The organism is Paenibacillus sp. BT-177 (genome assembly GCF_025846815.2).
GTDB classification, from domain to species: Bacteria; Bacillota; Bacilli; order Paenibacillales; family Paenibacillaceae; genus Paenibacillus; species Paenibacillus polymyxa_C.
In genome coordinates this window covers 446,722-462,435 of sequence record NZ_JAOYTP010000004.1, presented here as the reverse complement: position 1 = coordinate 462,435, position 15,714 = coordinate 446,722, and the positions used below count along the sequence as shown (strand labels likewise).

General features: G+C 44.2%; 16 protein-coding genes and 1 other RNA gene. 10 read left to right on the top strand and 7 right to left on the bottom strand.

Going from position 1 to position 15,714, the window contains the following annotated elements; genetic code table 11:
- Window positions 1–92 precede the first annotated feature (92 nt).
- The 3 genes from OIU26_RS15720 (at window position 93) to OIU26_RS15710 (ending at window position 2,494) form a co-directional block, all read left to right on the top strand.
- Complete coding sequence (locus OIU26_RS15720; protein WP_264217343.1) at window positions 93–1,172, top strand: tetraprenyl-beta-curcumene synthase family protein; 1,080 nt, start codon at window positions 93–95, stop codon at window positions 1,170–1,172.
- A 23-nt stretch (window positions 1,173–1,195) separates the two neighbouring features.
- Window positions 1,196–2,167 (top strand): 6-phosphofructokinase, encoded by a 972-nt coding sequence (gene pfkA, locus OIU26_RS15715; RefSeq protein WP_264217342.1) that lies wholly within the window; start codon window positions 1,196–1,198, stop codon window positions 2,165–2,167.
- 117 nt (window positions 2,168–2,284) lie between these two features.
- Entirely contained in the window at window positions 2,285–2,494 is a 210-nt protein-coding gene (locus tag OIU26_RS15710) for a DUF3906 family protein (protein ID WP_040101660.1), read from the top strand.
- Here the strand turns inward: OIU26_RS15710 and OIU26_RS15705 are convergent.
- From OIU26_RS15705 to OIU26_RS15690, 4 genes are all read right to left on the bottom strand, one after another.
- Window positions 2,491–3,861: an MATE family efflux transporter gene (locus OIU26_RS15705; protein ID WP_264217341.1), complete on the bottom strand. Its 1,371-nt coding sequence runs from the start codon at window positions 3,859–3,861 to the stop codon at window positions 2,491–2,493. The genes OIU26_RS15710 and OIU26_RS15705 overlap by 4 nt on opposite strands.
- 191 nt (window positions 3,862–4,052) lie before the next feature.
- A complete protein-coding gene (locus tag OIU26_RS15700) occupies window positions 4,053–5,231 on the bottom strand; it encodes a putative glycoside hydrolase (RefSeq protein ID WP_264217340.1) in 1,179 nt (392 codons plus the stop codon).
- Between the two features lie 218 nt (window positions 5,232–5,449).
- Window positions 5,450–5,638 (bottom strand): hypothetical protein, encoded by a 189-nt coding sequence (locus OIU26_RS15695; protein ID WP_014599634.1) that lies wholly within the window; start codon window positions 5,636–5,638, stop codon window positions 5,450–5,452.
- 172 nt (window positions 5,639–5,810) lie between these two features.
- Window positions 5,811–6,632, bottom strand: a complete 822-nt coding sequence (locus tag OIU26_RS15690) for a YitT family protein (RefSeq protein WP_264217339.1) — start codon at window positions 6,630–6,632, stop codon at window positions 5,811–5,813.
- 326 nt (window positions 6,633–6,958) lie between these two features.
- Here OIU26_RS15690 and OIU26_RS15685 point away from each other — a divergent pair, with 326 nt between their 5' ends.
- From OIU26_RS15685 to OIU26_RS15670, 4 genes are all read left to right on the top strand, one after another.
- Window positions 6,959–8,536: a DEAD/DEAH box helicase gene (locus tag OIU26_RS15685; protein WP_013370492.1), complete on the top strand. Its 1,578-nt coding sequence runs from the start codon at window positions 6,959–6,961 to the stop codon at window positions 8,534–8,536.
- A 216-nt stretch (window positions 8,537–8,752) separates the two neighbouring features.
- Complete coding sequence (locus tag OIU26_RS15680; protein ID WP_264217338.1) at window positions 8,753–9,514, top strand: DUF624 domain-containing protein; 762 nt, start codon at window positions 8,753–8,755, stop codon at window positions 9,512–9,514.
- Between the two features lie 58 nt (window positions 9,515–9,572).
- A non-coding RNA gene (gene ssrS / locus OIU26_RS15675) (6S RNA) lies at window positions 9,573–9,767 on the top strand.
- 216 nt (window positions 9,768–9,983) lie between these two features.
- Window positions 9,984–10,376, top strand: coding sequence for a DUF1499 domain-containing protein (locus OIU26_RS15670; RefSeq protein ID WP_025676970.1), 393 nt, complete (start codon window positions 9,984–9,986; stop codon window positions 10,374–10,376).
- A 94-nt stretch (window positions 10,377–10,470) separates the two neighbouring features.
- On the opposite strand, the gene tpx is transcribed toward OIU26_RS15670, so the two are convergent.
- Window positions 10,471–10,989 (bottom strand): thiol peroxidase, encoded by a 519-nt coding sequence (tpx, locus tag OIU26_RS15665; RefSeq protein WP_013370495.1) that lies wholly within the window; start codon window positions 10,987–10,989, stop codon window positions 10,471–10,473.
- Between the two features lie 121 nt (window positions 10,990–11,110).
- On the opposite strand from tpx, the gene OIU26_RS15660 reads away from it, so the two are divergent.
- Together OIU26_RS15660 and OIU26_RS15655 are read left to right on the top strand one after the other, a co-directional pair.
- Window positions 11,111–11,734 carry a rhomboid family intramembrane serine protease gene (locus OIU26_RS15660; protein ID WP_013370496.1) on the top strand — a complete coding sequence of 208 codons (624 nt, stop codon included), beginning with the start codon at window positions 11,111–11,113 and terminating at the stop codon, window positions 11,732–11,734.
- Between the two features lie 98 nt (window positions 11,735–11,832).
- Complete coding sequence (locus OIU26_RS15655) at window positions 11,833–12,762, top strand: LysR family transcriptional regulator (protein WP_058710359.1); 930 nt, start codon at window positions 11,833–11,835, stop codon at window positions 12,760–12,762.
- A gap of 99 nt (window positions 12,763–12,861) precedes the next feature.
- On the opposite strand, the gene OIU26_RS15650 is transcribed toward OIU26_RS15655, so the two are convergent.
- Together OIU26_RS15650 and OIU26_RS15645 are read right to left on the bottom strand one after the other, a co-directional pair.
- A complete protein-coding gene (locus OIU26_RS15650) occupies window positions 12,862–13,533 on the bottom strand; it encodes a zinc metallopeptidase (protein ID WP_025676967.1) in 672 nt (223 codons plus the stop codon).
- Between the two features lie 42 nt (window positions 13,534–13,575).
- Window positions 13,576–14,007 carry a MerR family transcriptional regulator gene (locus OIU26_RS15645; protein WP_043886097.1) on the bottom strand — a complete coding sequence of 144 codons (432 nt, stop codon included), beginning with the start codon at window positions 14,005–14,007 and terminating at the stop codon, window positions 13,576–13,578.
- Between the two features lie 292 nt (window positions 14,008–14,299).
- Here OIU26_RS15645 and OIU26_RS15640 point away from each other — a divergent pair, with 292 nt between their 5' ends.
- A complete protein-coding gene (locus OIU26_RS15640) occupies window positions 14,300–15,703 on the top strand; it encodes an ammonium transporter (protein ID WP_013370500.1) in 1,404 nt (467 codons plus the stop codon).
- Window positions 15,704–15,714 lie beyond the last annotated feature (11 nt).

Sequence of the window (15,714 nt, the reverse complement as noted above, 5' to 3'; positions counted from 1 at the left end):
TTGTTCATTTGTGCTAAAAGGTCGATCATATTATAATGAATATGGTTTGGATAGGTATAATTACGTAGACAACAATGTGGAGGCACCGTCATTTGAGTTATGTTGAGCAAGGACGTTATCAAGTACCGAGAGGCCCCATAGGTCTAATGAGCCGAATGTACAAGCACATTCTCCCTGAAACGAAACAAGAATTGAGTAACTGGAAGAGCAAGGCCGAACAGATTCCGGACCCTGAGCTGAGAAGCCAGGCGCTTGCGAGCATAGCAGAGAAGACGTTTCACTGCGTGGGGGGAGCGGTATATGCTGCAGCCAATATGTCTGACCGGCAGACGCTAATTCCGTTGATTGTGGCGTACCAGACGATTAGCGATTATCTGGACAACCTGTGTGATCGTAGCACGTCTATGGACCCGGATGATTTTAGATTGCTGCATCAGTCTATGCTGGATGCGGTTAATCCGACGGCTAGGCCAGTGAATTATTATGAGTTGCGTCGTGAGCAGGAGGATGGCGGTTATTTGACCGGGCTGGTGACAACCTGTCAGTCTTGTGTAAGCAGGCTTCCGGGCTATGAGGCGGCAATGCCTTACGTTCAGGATTTGGCGCGATTATACACGGATTTGCAAGTATACAAGCATATTAAACCCGAGCTGCGGGAACAAGCGCTTTTGGACTGGTGGTCGATTCATAAGGACCGTACACCCGAGCTGCGCTGGAACGAGTTTGCTGCGGCTACTGGCTCAACCCTGGGGGTCTTTATGCTGTTTCTTGCTGCCAGCGACCGGCATCTCACAGATGCGGGGGCTGCCTCAATACATGCATCGTATTTTCCACATGTGTGCAGTCTTCATATTTTGCTGGATTATCTAATCGATCAAGACGAAGACCGGAAGGGCGGAGATCTTAACTTTTGCAATTATTATGAAGATGCCGACATGATGCTGGACCGGATCGCCTACGTTGTGAATCGGGCGCGGGCTGATATTGCAGATGTCCCTGCCAGCTCCTTTCACCGGATGATTATCGAGGGATTGCTGGCTTTATATTTATCCGACCCTAAAGTTAGTGAGCAGCAGGATGTTCGCGCTGTTTCGAGACGTTTAATGAAAAATAGTCCGCTCATGCGTTTGTTTTTCTTATTAAACAGTCGATGGATAAGAAGGCTTATATGATTATTTTGAGGAGGTCATAAATCATGACAGCAGTTAAGAAAATTGCAGTATTAACAAGTGGTGGAGATTCACAAGGGATGAACGCGGCAGTTCGCGCCGTTGTGCGCAGCGGATTGTATTTCGGACTGGAAGTATTCGGGATCCAACGCGGATATCAAGGCCTTTTGAACGACGATATTTTTCCAATGGACCTGAGAAGCGTCGGAGATATTATCCAACGTGGGGGTACTGTACTTCAATCTGCAAGATGCCTGGAATTTACGACTGAAGAAGGCCAGAAACGTGGCGCTGAAATTTTGCGTAATCGTGGAATTGACGGCGTAGTTGTAATTGGTGGCGACGGTTCTTACCAAGGAGCTAACAAGCTGACCAAGCAAGGCATTAAAACCATGTGTCTTCCAGGAACGATTGACAATGATATTTCCTTCACGGACTACACTATTGGTTTTGATACGGCGGTTAGTATTGTAGTGGACGCAATCAACAAGCTGCGTGATACGATGTCTTCCCATGAACGTTCTTCCATCGTGGAAGTTATGGGACGTCATTGTGGCGATATTGCTCTTCATGCAGGTCTGGCTTCCGGTGCAGAAACGATCTTGGTACCTGAGGTGGAATTTGATCTGAATGAAGTATCCGATCGGATGAAACAAAACTTCAAACATGGTAAACGCCACAGTATCATTATCGTTGCTGAGGGTGTAGGCAAAGGTGAAACAGTAGCAAAAGTAATCCAAGAAAATTGTCCGGATTATGAGCCTCGGGTTACAGTGCTTGGACACATTCAACGTGGAGGTACACCAACTGCGTTTGACCGTAACCTCGCAAGCCGTTTGGGTGACTTTGCTGTTCGTCAATTGATTGAGGGTGTATCTGACAAAGCTTGCGGAACGATCGATGGTAAGCTGGTAGCTACAGATATTGACAAGGTTGTAAATACCAAAAAAGATTTCAACATGGAGCTTTATGATTTGGCTCTGCGTTTGTCCCAATAATAAGAACCTTTACCTTTAGTAGATCGGTTCTGACATGGGGAAAAATTAAAATTATGCGGATGACCTGAGTCATCCGCTATTTTTTTAGCATTGAATAGGGCCAGGAGGTAATCATACATGTATTTATTCAAAATGGAAGTGGACAGCTCGGAAGGAGCTCTGACCGTCATTCTTGCTGCTGAGAATGAAGAACAGGCATTTGAGGAAATGGATCAACATGTGGAGAGGCACTTTTTATATCCCCCCGAGCTAAAGGAAGTGGCTATCGTAGAGAAAAAACGAATAACTGCTGGTACAGCATATGTCATCGAGACACGCAAAGACTAATTAGTCTCTGCGTGTTGTTTTTGTTGTGCAAAACGATGCTGCACTCTTACCAAACGCCAGAGAAGTAAAATAGCACCTACGGCCAAGCCTGTTATCAAGCCAATCCAATAGCCGTAAGGCCCCCATGTGGTCCAGCGTGCGAGTATATACCCTACAGGAAGCCCAATAACCCAATAGGACAGGAAGGTGAGTAAAAACGCCGGATTGACATCTTTATACCCACGTAGCGCACCTTGCGTTGGTGTAGCGACAGCATCAGAGATCTGAAAGAAAATCGCATAGATTAAAAAATGCTGGGCTAATTGAATGACCTGCAGGTCGGTAGAGTAAAGCCGAGCGACCTGTTCACCCCAGATGAGCAGTACAATAGCTGTAATCATGGATAAGCCCACTGCGCTGCTAATGCCCATTACACTATAAGTTTTAGCATCTCGTGGACGGGAAGCTCCTGTTTCAAAGCCGACCAGAATCGTAAGTGCCATGCAAATACTGAGTGGAATCATATACAGCGTGGATGCAAAGTTCATGGCTGCCTGATGAGCGGCAATGGTAGCTGTGTTATAGCTGCTCATGAAGAGCGTGACAGCTGAAAAGACGGCAGTCTCAAAAAATATAGCAAATCCAATAGGTACCCCGATCTTGATAAGCTCTTTTAAAGCACCGGCCGCAATCCCGTATATTTTGCTAAAGATTCGGTATTCGGCAAATATTTGTCCCCGATGCGCAGTAATACCAGCGACCAGCATAATAATCCAGTAGGTGGTAGCTGTTGCTACCCCGGAGCCTACACCCCCAAAACGCGGAAAACCCCAGTTACCATAAATAAGTAGATAGTTCAATAAAACATTGATGGGCAATGACATGAGCGTGATTAACATCGTAAAACGGGTTTGTCCCAATGCATCCATAAAGCTGCGAAGCACGGTATAGGCAAATAGAGGAACAACACCGAAGGCCATCGCACAAAGGTAGTACAGAGCCACATTATGAACTCTCAATTCCAGATTCATACTGTTTAATATAGGCTTTACCAAAATGATCCCGGCTATCAAGACGACGATGGATAGGGCGAGAGATAGCCAAAGAGCCTGAATGACATAGTAGGAGACCTTATCTTTACGCTGTGCTCCTAGCAATTGGGATACAATAGGGGTAATAGCCATAAGTATCCCATTAAGGCCTGTTTGTACAGGAACCCACAGGCTTACTCCGATAGCTACTCCAGCCAGATCAGCAGGGGAAAAGTGCCCCGACATATTCGTATCAAAAAAAGTCATGGCAGATAGTGCAAGCTGGGTAATCAGAATAGGAAGCAAAATGTAAAAAAGCTGCTTCCATTTCTGACCCATTGTTAGAGTCAATTGCATTTTTGTTTTCCTCATTTACTTGGGTTTATTATTTGTATATATCATAACATGTAAATTTTATTGTAAGGGATACTACAACAATTGAACAGCAATAAAAAAGACTGCATCCGTTCGTCAAACAACGGGGCAGTCTTCGATATATTTGATATAAGTTCTAAAATTCTTATACAAAAAGAAGTCCAGAGAAATAATTATTTATAAGTTACTCCGCTTGTATAACGGTTAGTGGCATTCCAGAGTAAATATTCGTCCACCTTCATGTCCTTAAGCGCGCGAATTTGGTCCTCGACTTGTGTTTTCCCATATTTGGCATAATGTCCGCTTCCTAACCAACTTGCGGTAAAATCCTGAATCCAAGGGCGAATAATTGGCTTTAGCTTGCCTGTAGGATTGAGTTTTTTGTGTGTATCGGCCATGGAGCCTTTGATCGTCTGGTAGGGGTTTTTATCGGGGTTCTTTACACCGAACCAGCCTGTTGTGTAGTGACTTGGATAAACCATCGGTGAAATGACATCCACATTTTCAGAGATTTTAGTGAAATCCTGTCCGATTCCCTCGGCAGCAGGAACGGATGCGGCATATCCGAAAATATCTACCGATACCCTCACACCTAGTGGAGCAAGCTCTTTGCGGGCATATTGTACGAATTCAGCGACCGTATCCGAGCGGGATTGGTCTGATTTGGTATATTTCAGTTTGTCTGCTCTTTTTTCAAAGCCCTCAGGGAAACGTACATAGTCAAATTGGATTTCCTTAAAACCGAGTTTTGCTGCTTCCTTGGCAATGGCGATATTATAATCCCATACTTCTTTATTATAGGGATTGACGAACCCATCTCCTTTGCCGTTTTTCCAAACAGAGCCGTCAGCATTGCGGAAGGACATCTCAGGATTTTTGTTGGCCAGTACCGTATCTTTAAATACAACAATACGAGCAATCGGATAAACATTATGTTTTTTCAAACGGTCCATCAAGCCGGAAATATCCTTAATGAATTTTTGTGGCTTGCCCAATTTCAGAAGCTCAGGGTTGGTCGTTGGATAAGTGATGTAACCTGTATCGTCCTTAATATCGATAACCATGGAATTGAGTTCTGTCTTGTCCAGCAATTCGAGTAGCTGGGTCATACGTGAACCGCCTGCACTATAGGCTGTGACATAGATGCCTTTAATCGCTGGCGTGGTCGGCTGTGGGTCAATTTTAACCGGCGGATTGGAGGCATCTACCTTTAAATTACTGTGTTGTGCCTGGATCATGGCGCTGCTGATTGTCGTTGCCACCGTATCTTTTACATTTGGAGCGTTGGCTGACGAGTCCCCATTTCCGCCTATTCCCATTGCGAATAGCATAATTGCCCAAATCATATTCATTTCCTAACTCTCTCCCTTATGTATGGCGCTTACCTGATTATACGTAAAGTTATGGATGGAAAAAACAACACGCTTGTAATCAATACTGGCATCATCAGGCATAGTCTTACATGATTAACCTAACTATCGCTCGATGAATCCGTAAATATGCATAAATAATGCCACTCTCTTCACGGTTGTGGATACAACCGGAAGAAGCGGCATTTGGCAAAAAAGATTTATTGAAGATAGTTATTGTCTTGGTGCTCACAAATACTGTACTGAATAATTTCAAGCGCATCCGTTGGCTTGAGTATGGACAACCCGTCTCGAAGCACAATCATCGAGTTTAGCTCATTCTTTTTGAGAGAAGGGAGCATTTCCGGGTACCATCTTAAGACAATGTCGGACAGTTTTACCGTTTCCATTTCCACAAAAATCACCCTTTCCTGCTCGGAATCATTCCAAAAGAATCATTCAATACGATTCGGAAAAGCAAAGTGCCTGTGAAATAGCAGGTAAAGCTGGTCTTTATATACTATGGGAACAGCGCACATATAGTGTACCACAAAAGCTTCATTTTGACACTTGGGTTTGTGCTTATCTTCGGCGAAATGAACCCATTACTCCAACCGTTTCCACAATATTGACAAAAGCAGAAGGGTCTACTTCCTTAATGATACGTTTTAATTCAACAAGCTCGTAGCGTGTCGTAACAGTCATCAGCATGTCCTTTTCAGTATGTGAAAATGCACCTTCAATTTTTATTTTGCTGACACCTCGTGGCGTGGTCAACATCCGGCTAAGTAGCTTGTCAGTGTGCTCTGTAATGATGTAAACGGTGATCTTCGTATGACTCACGTAGATTTGATCCAACACTTTACCAGTCACAAAAATGGATAACATGGAAGCCAGTGCAATATTCCAATCATCGTTCAAATATCCTGCTGCGAGAATGACCATTCCATTCAAGCCTACAAGTACAGTTCCGACAGGGAAGTCCCGATAAGTGGTAACGATGGAACCGATAATGTCAAAACCGCCTGTAGACCCTCCTACCCGAAAGGAAATTCCCGCTCCAATGCCTACCATGACCCCTCCAAAGACAGAGGCCAACAGGGGATCAGACACAACAGAATGTACGGGTACCCAGGCCAAAATCCACGTGGTAACGATAACCGATAGAATGCTCAGACTAATAAAACGCTTGCCTAAAATAAACCAGCCTGCAATCAGCATCGGGATATTAATGATAAAATACATGGTGCTGATATCGAATTTTGTGAAATAGCCAATTAGCATGGAAAGTCCGGCTACTCCCCCGCTCAGCAAGTGATGTGGGACGAGAAACAGATTAAAACCGCATGCTATGGCAGCGGCTCCAAGAATAACAGTTAAGCAGTTTAACACTATTTTTAACAACTTTTTTTCACCTCATTTTAATTATACAGAAAGCAACTTACTGGTATTCATGAATTGTTCTGTGCTATAATGCGATGTGGATATTCTTGAGTAGGGACCTATGTCCAGAGAAACACTTAAAATTTAAACTGTTTTAAAAAGGGTAAATTCGTTTAAGATGTATCGGATAGGGTTCCCCGAATTCATTACAAAAAGATGCAGTTATAGAGTTAAATAAACTGTCACTGTATTGGGGAAAACTTATACAATAATATCGCTACTTAAGAATACAGACAACATTGTGGATTGTCCACCACATCCACCATTATGAAGGAGTTTGAATAAATTTGACGACATTTGCAGAATTTGATCTTGAACCGAAGGTAATTCAGGCGATTACGGAGCTGGGGTTCGAAGAAGCAACACCTATTCAATCCAAATCCATCCCGATTGCATTGCAAGGGAAAGACATGATTGGTCAAGCCCAAACAGGTACTGGTAAAACTGCTGCGTTTGGTATTCCGATGATCAATAAAATTTCTAAAAACGATGAAAAAATCAGAGCTCTGATTATGGCTCCAACACGTGAGCTTGCTATTCAAGTGGCTGAAGAAATCGAAAAACTCTCCCGCTTTAAAGGTCTTCGCACTTTGCCGATTTATGGTGGACAAGATATCGTACGCCAGATTCGCGCTTTGAAAAAGAAACCTCAAATTATTATTGGTACACCAGGACGTTTGCTCGATCACATTAATCGTAAAACCATTAAGCTAGAAGACGTAAACACCGTTGTTTTGGATGAAGCAGATGAAATGCTGGATATGGGCTTCATGGAAGATATTCAGTCCATTCTGAAGCAGGTTCCGGACGAGCGTCAAACGATGCTGTTCTCGGCTACAATGCCTCCTAACATTAAAAGATTGGCTGAGCAATTCCTTAAAGATCCTGAGCATGTATCCGTTATTCCTAAACAAGTTAGCGCTCCGCTGATTGATCAGGCCTATATTGAAGTTCCTGAACGTCAAAAATTCGAAGCATTAAGCCGTTTGATCGATATGGAATCTCCAGAACTTGCTATCGTATTCGGTCGCACTAAGCGTCGGGTAGACGAGCTGGCTGAAGCTCTGCAAAAACGTGGTTATTCCGCAGATGGTTTGCATGGTGACTTGTCTCAAAACCAGCGTGATGCTGTTATGCGTAAATTCCGTGACGGAAGTATTGACGTGCTCGTAGCGACTGACGTTGCTGCCCGTGGTTTGGACGTTTCCGGCGTAACTCACGTTGTAAACTTTGACCTTCCGCAAGATCCGGAGAGCTATGTTCACCGTATCGGACGTACTGGACGTGCAGGTAAAGAAGGGGAAGCTTGGTCATTCGTAACGCCTCGTGAAATTGACCATTTGCACTTCATTGAACGTGTAACTCGTCACCGCATTCCACGTAAGCCTCTTCCAACGTTGGCAGAAGCTCTGGAAGGCAAACAACGTATCATCGCAGAACGTCTTCTAGAAGTTGTAGAAAAAGGCGAGCTGAACGAGTACAAAGGTTTGGCTATTCAAATGCTGGAGCAATATGACTCTGTTCAACTCCTCTCCGCAGCTCTGAAGCTGATGACTGGTGAGAAGAGAGAGGCATCTATTGAGTTGACTCCAGAAGATCCGATCCGTGCAAAACGTCGTAAACCTGACGTGCGTTCTGGCGGACGCAAGCCTTCCAACTATAGTGGACGCAGCAACGGTGGGTACAATTCCAACCGTGGCGGTAGCGGCAGTAAAGGTGGATATGGTGGTTACAACCGTGGCAAAGAAGGCGGTGGCTACAACCGTGATTCCGGAAGCCGCTATAGTGGGGATCGCAAACCACGCCCGAGCAGCAATGGCGAAACTCGCCGTCCTGCAAGACGTGAAGATTCATCTTCTGAATAATAAGAAATAAATGAATAAAAAGTCGAAGCTGATGCAGCTTCGACTTTTTTTATCGGTATGTTATGAAATTTATGGGATCTGCTTTAACGGGCCACGTATGGATTTCACTGGCGCTTTAGGGCTGAAATACGGTATGATATAGTCAAGAGCCGGAATTAACAGGCATAGCAACATAAGTCTTGGAACTGCCAAGGCTTGCGGAGGGAGAGACTAACATTGGAATTTAAAGGAGCTATGGGGGGGATTTACCGCCTAACTGAGTGGATTACCCGGCTGGCGGCTAGCAATTTATTGTGGGTGTTATGTTCATCGCCTTTTGTATTCTGCCTCATACTGAAGTTACTTGTTATGAATCAGAATCTGGCGAATGAATCGTTACAAATGAACTGGGCGATGGCGATTTTGGCACCGCTTACTTTATTTCCAGCAACATCGGCTTTGTTCGCAGTGGTTCGCAAATGGGTGATGGGCGATACCGATACAGGCGTGTTTCGTACCTTCTTTAAAGGATATAAAGAGAACTATAAGCAGAGTCTGATTGGGGGTATCTTTTACACGCTATTGTTTGTCGTTATGTATGTGGATTACACTGTATATATGACACAGCTCAGCAACTTGCAAATCGTGGGCATCATCATGCTGATCCTCATTATTATTTTGCTTGTGTCTATGTTTAACTTCTTTTCGATGGTAGTTCACTATCATATGTCTACCGGACAAATTATTAAGAATGCAGTTTTATTGACGCTGATTCGACCATTCCGTGTATTTTCCACCATGCTCGGCAGCGCCGTTGTTATATACATTGGAGTTAAATATCCCGTGCTTTTCTTATTTTTCATCGGCAGTGTAGTTGCCTGGTTTGCTTTTTTTAATTTTTACGGAACCTTCCTCAAAATGCAGGATCAAATGGAGAAGATGAAACAGAAAGACGAGGAAAAGGCAAGCATGGAAGACAAGAAAAGTGATAACCTCTAAAAATAAAACATATTTTTCCTAGCATTTACTTTCTGAGTGAGAAGCGCTATAATAAGGTCACATCCTGCGATGCACGTTACGGTCATTTGTTGTTTTGAACCAATGACAATGTCTAGGGAGATCTATACGAATGAATAGCTGAAAAGCCCTGTCAATTGCTGACAAGGGGACTTCAAAAGTTTATTCTGCGGTCACCCACCTGCTAAAGCAGGTTCAGAAGACGCTATGGTCGGACGGCATCGGCGGGTACTCCATAATGTAATGAACACACTCTGGTACTGCTTATGCAGAAACAGGGTGTTTTTTGTATGCAACAATGTTAAACTAAGACATGAGGTACTAAGGTCGCATACCAAAGACATGATCGGACTCATTTTCGGTTGTTTATCGTATTTTATAAAGCGCTTGCAGCAGAGGAAGCCGATGTGTCGTATGATTAGGTAGCGATTATCGTGAAGGAGGAAATGTCTTGTCGTTGAAGAGGACTCTGGTAGGGATTGTGCGCAGCCAAGAAGGTACAAGCGACCGGGTCAAGGACCCCCAAATGAAGACACGCTATTATAACTTATCGAGAGACAAGGCTTGGGAAGAAGTATCATCTATCATGAAAAAGATTCCTGGCTACAAGGTACTCCATGAGGTAGCATCCGTAGGTGAGATTACGTTGGAGAAGCGAACGGCGTTCGGCAGAACCGTCGACATTACCGTTTCAATTTTATCTGTCTCGCCAGTTCGAAGTGCGGTGGATATTTATTCTGCTTCACGTGGATCGTTAGGGGACTTGGGTGCGAATTACCGCATTATTTTGCAACTGTTCGCTATGATCGACAAGAAGCTGTCCGCTTATAAGGTCGTACAGTAATAGCAGGTTGTATGGGAGTAGTGATGTGGTAGACAAACATCAAAAAAGCGAGGAAGGCCATCCTTCACTCGCTTTTTTAATATTCGATCTTGATTTAGACGAGTTTTTTTACGGCTGCGATCGCCTGGTCATAGTCAGGATGCTCGGCCATCTCGCTCAAGTATTCTACGTAAGCGATTTTGTCATTTTGATCAATGACAAAAATAGCTCTATGATCCAAATGGAATTCCTTAATGAATACACCATAAGCTTCACCAAAGGAATGATCCTTATAGTCGGACAGTGTCAATACGCGATCGATACCAGCCGCACCGCACCAACGAGCTTGGGCGAAAGGCAGATCCACGCTAACCGTCAGGACCACAACTTGGTCCCCCAAGGAATCTGCTTCCTGGTTGAAACGTCGAGTCTGTGCGTCACACACGCCTGTATCTAGAGAAGGGACAACGCTAATCAGTTTGACTTTACCTGCAAAGTCTTGAAGCGTAGCTGCTTCCAATAAGTCTTTCTGTAATTTGAAATCAGGCGCCTGATCTCCAATTTTCAGTTCAGGACCTATGAGAGTCAAAGGATTGCCTTTAAAAGTAGCAACTCCTGTACGTTCTTGTGCCATATGTAATAGCCTCCTTTGGTTTTTGGCATTGGTTATCGTTGCCGAAATCTATTATAATCTTTTATAAAAGACATTGTCCAATTTGAATAAGGTGGAGACACCCCATGAAGGAAGGATTGCCTTGATTTTTTTACGTTATGAGAACTGGAAAAGTTATTTGCGGTTTTACCCGGTAACCTGTCTGATTTTGCTTATCAATATTGTGATGTTTATTGTACTGACCGTGCAAGGTGGATCAGAAAATAGTTTGACGCTGATCCGGTATGGGGCTTTGATTAATGAGGCGCCATTCACTGACCAGCTGTGGCGGTATGTGTCAGCTATGTTTTTACATGCAGGGTTTGATCATCTTTTGTTTAATTCCTTTGCAATACTTGTATTCGCTCCTCCGCTGGAGCGTTTGCTCGGGTCCTTAAGATATGTGTTGTTGTATCTGGTCACGGGTGTTGTAGGGAACATACTGTCCATTGCGCATTACAACATGGTGGCAGAAACGACAGTCTCTGTAGGAGCCTCAGGAGCGATTTATGGGATCTATGGGGCGTTTCTGTACGTTGCCTTGTTCCAACGTTCCTTGATGGATGATGCTTCGCGCAAAACGCTGTACACGCTGCTTGGGTTTGGTATTCTGTTTTCTTTTGCTGTAGCGAACATTAACTGGACCGCTCACTTTGGGGGCTTGCTCAGTGGGTTCTTCATGTATGGATTATTGATTAGATTGACTGGTCAACGCAAACGTCACTAAAGACAGCTTTATCGTAAGTTATCTGGGTAAGAAAGAGGATGATGTTCGATGAACATCTTCTTTCGTATGTTGAAAAACAGATTGGAGCGAATATCGGAGTGGAATTACGACAGTTGCAATACTTCATGAAAGTAGCGCAAAAAGAACATGTCACTCAGGCAGCTGAGGAGTTGCATGTGGCGCAATCTGCGGTAAGTCGGCAAATTCATCAGCTTGAAGAGGAGCTGGGAGTTAATCTTTTTATGCAAAAGGGTCGCAATCTGCAACTTACGCCAGTGGGACAGCTATTTTGCAAACGGGTGGAAACGATCATAAAAGATCTGGAGCGGGCTGTTTTGGAAGTGCATGAGTTTTTGGACCCTGAGGGGGGCGAAATCCGTATCGGTTTTCCGCACAGTTTGGGGATTCATCTTATTCCTACAGTAGTGGCTGAATTCCGTAAGAGGTATCCCAATGTTAAATTTAGATTTAAACAAGGAATGTACCCGAGTTTAATTCGTGATGTGTTAGCGGGTGAGGTGGATTTGGCCTTTGTATCTCCTTTTCCAGATCGACATGACCATGTCGAGGGGGATGTGGTGTTAACTGAGGAGTTATTTGCGGTTCTCCCACCTAATCACCCTTTGGCTTCAGCTGAACACATCACATTGAGCCAGCTTAAAGGTGAAAAATTCATCTTGTTCAGGGATGGATATTCGTTACGTCCGATTGTCTGGCAGGCCTGCCTGGAGGCTGGATTTACGCCGGATATTGCTTTTGAAGGCGAAGAGACAGATACGATTCGCGGTTTAGTAGCTGCTGGTATGGGGGTTAGTCTTCTGCCTGAAATGGCACTGTTTCAGACTAACCCGCTTCAACCCGCAAGGGTATCGATTGTTGATCCAGAGGTGACGCGAACAATTGGCTTGATTCATCGTAGAGATGACAAACTTCCATTGGTTGCTAAATCGTTCCGAAGTTTTTTATTGCAATATTTTGGCCTTCATGGTAACGCTGCTACTTCGAACAAAACGGCAAAAGCAGATTGAGACAATTAAGTATAGTGTATTGGTTTAAGATCAAGAAAAAAGGTTGTTCCTCTACCGTAATTGGTGGAGGAACAACCTTTTTTCTTGCAATACAAGTGATTAATCCCGGCTATTAAAGATGCCAATTAGGCGGATCAGTTCCAGCAAGGAAACGAGAGCTGCGGCCACATACGTCAATGCAGCAGCATTCAAAACTTTGGCTACACCACGTTCTTCATCATTACGGATAAATCCTTCAGAAACCATAATTTCCCGGGCGCGATTAGAAGCATTAAACTCAACTGGCAATGTGATTAATTGAAAAGCAACAGTAGCTGAGAAGAAGATAATACCCAAACCGATCAGGTTCGTAAAGCTAAATAAGAAACCAGCAATCAGCAGAAACGGTGCAATCCCGGAAGCAAAGTTTACGATTGGAAAGATCCGGTGGCGAAGTGCCAGCATAGGATAATGCTCTTTATGTTGGATGGCATGACCGACTTCATGGCAAGCCACAGCAACCGCAGAAATGGATTTTTCATAATAAACAGGCTCGGACAAGCGCACCACTCGTTGTATCGGATCATAATGGTCAGATAGCGCGCCGGGTACTGGCTCAATAGGTACATCATGCAAGCCATTACGATCCAGCATGTGCCGAGCTGCATCATAACCAGTCAGCCCATTTTCATTTGGGACATCAGACCATTTGTTAAACGTGCCTTTTACACGAAATTGCGCCCATAAGGATAATCCGAACGCAAGAATAATCAATATATACATACCCATCATAAAGCAACCCTCCAATATTGTTCATACTACTAGCCCGAGTATCTACATCATAGAACTATGCTCCAACAGATACTTCAAAGCCTCAATACAAGCAGCGCTTTGTGGCAACAGACCAGTAAGCAGCTTGCGAGCTTGGACGGGCTTGAGCTGTCCGAGAAGAGGCTGTAGTTCATTGACTTCACGCTCTAGACGCTGCATATGCATTTCTAGACTCGTTAGTTTGTCAGTGACGTGCTCTTCTCCTGCAACCGAGTTCCATTTAATCAGAGTCTGTCTGATTTCCTCAAGGCTATACTTCTCTTGTTTCATTTGGTTAATACGTTCAAGCCTGTTTAACGTTTCACCATTATAAAGGCGATAATTTTTCAATGATCGTTCTTCAGGTGTGATCAAACCGAGTTTAGTGTAATAATCAATCGTTCGTTCGCTCACACCAGCCGCTTTGGCTAGCTCGCCAATTCGATATAGCTTCATATCCCCATCTGTCTTCACCTCGCGCTCTTCGTTCAACCTTCAATATTAGCATTTTAAACCGAGTGTTTATAAAGGATATTTTACATGATTCTCAACCATACAGTCAAACGTTATGCTTTTGTCGGGCTCAAACAAGCTACCTTTATGGTTAGTAAATGTGACATGTCAGTTTTTCAAGCTCATTTTTTTAACATAATAAAAAAAATCTTGTCAACTTTCATGTATTCTGATTATAATGACAATAAGAATTTCACGAAATGTAAAGAAACTTAACATTCGAGGAGTGGTCTTCATGAGAAAAAAGTGGTTAGTTGTATTATTGGCCATGCTGACGGTTCTAGCTTTTCCGGTAGGTGCGTTCGCTGCTGACGGGCCGACAAATATTCAACTTCAAGCTGGGCTAAACACGGCATTTACGTTCTTGGCATTTATACTTGTATTTTTCATGCAAGCGGGATTTGCATTGCTGGAGGCAGGCTCGACACGAATGAAGAACGCGGGTCATGTCGCTGGTAAAACGATTCTCACGACGGGTGTTGCGGCTTTGTCCTTCTGGGCCCTCGGATTTGGATTCGGTTTTGGCAATGACGGCGGTAACGGATTTATGGGACTGACGGGTTTCTTCATGAGTGGGACAGATGCTGCTGCATCGTTTGATACTCTTTCAGGTTTGGATGTTCCGATTACGATTATGTTTTTGTTTCACTTTGCTTTTGCTGCGGTTTCGCTTTCGATCGCATGCGGAGGGATGGCAGAGCGTGCAAAATTAAGTGTATACATTATTTTCGGTATTTTGTTCTCCATCGTGATCTATCCAGTTGTAGCTCACTGGGTATGGGGCGGTGGCTGGCTTGGCAAGTTGGGAATGCAGGATTACGCTGGTTCAACAGTGGTCCATCTGACAGGTGCTACGGCGGCACTCGTCGCTACGTTGCTGCTCAAACCGCGTCTGGGCAAGTTTAATAAAGATGGCAAGCCGAACATTATCCCTGGTCATAATCAGGTGTACTCTATCCTGGGTGTTATTATTCTCTGGTTTGGCTGGTTTGGATTTAACCCAGGTAGTGCTGTTTCTGCTATGAATGACGGATTCTTTGGATATGTAGCCCTGACTACAAATATTGCTGCTGCGGCAGGCGGAGTTTTCGCTTTGCTCGTATCTTGGATGGTATACGGAAAAGCAGATATTCCTGCTATGCTAAACGGTGTGCTGGCAGCCTTGGTTGCCATTACGGGTTCTTGTGCCTTTGTAGCACCTTGGGCGGCATTGGTTATTGGCGCAGTTGCAGGGATCGTCACTTTCTTCACAGCGCAATGGTTTGAGCGTGCGAGAGTAGATGACCCGGTATATGCTTTCTCCGTACATGGTGTTGCGGGGATGTGGGGCGCGGTATCCACAGGGTTTTTCGCTACTCCTGAGCTTGCAAAAATAACAGGTGTAGGTCAAGCGGGTCTGTTCTATGGTGGTGGTTTTACACAATTAGGAGTACAGCTGCTTGGACTGATTGGTACTTTGGCATTCGTATTCGTCATTTCCTTCATTATTCTGGGTGCGATGAAAGCAATTATGGGTATTCGCGTTACGGAAGAGGAAGAAACGATGGGACTCGATATCAGTGAACATGGTACGTACGGCTATCCAGAGCAAATGAAGTTAGTTACCGAAGCTGAAAAGCGTTCTGGAATTGTCAGCTAATATGTAAAATA

Coding starts and splice junctions, on each gene's coding strand:
- pfkA (WP_264217342.1), top strand. CDS start 1,196: ATGACAGCAGTTAAGAAAATTGCAGTATTAACAAGTGGTGGAGATTCA.
- OIU26_RS15710 (WP_040101660.1), top strand. CDS start 2,285: ATGTATTTATTCAAAATGGAAGTGGACAGCTCGGAAGGAGCTCTGACC.
- OIU26_RS15705 (WP_264217341.1), bottom strand. CDS start 3,861: ATGCAATTGACTCTAACAATGGGTCAGAAATGGAAGCAGCTTTTTTAC.
- OIU26_RS15700 (WP_264217340.1), bottom strand. CDS start 5,231: ATGAATATGATTTGGGCAATTATGCTATTCGCAATGGGAATAGGCGGA.
- OIU26_RS15695 (WP_014599634.1), bottom strand. CDS start 5,638: ATGGAAACGGTAAAACTGTCCGACATTGTCTTAAGATGGTACCCGGAA.
- tpx (WP_013370495.1), bottom strand. CDS start 10,989: ATGGCACAAGAACGTACAGGAGTTGCTACTTTTAAAGGCAATCCTTTG.
- OIU26_RS15650 (WP_025676967.1), bottom strand. CDS start 13,533: ATGATGGGTATGTATATATTGATTATTCTTGCGTTCGGATTATCCTTA.
- OIU26_RS15645 (WP_043886097.1), bottom strand. CDS start 14,007: ATGAAGCTATATCGAATTGGCGAGCTAGCCAAAGCGGCTGGTGTGAGC.
- OIU26_RS15640 (WP_013370500.1), top strand. CDS start 14,300: ATGAGAAAAAAGTGGTTAGTTGTATTATTGGCCATGCTGACGGTTCTA.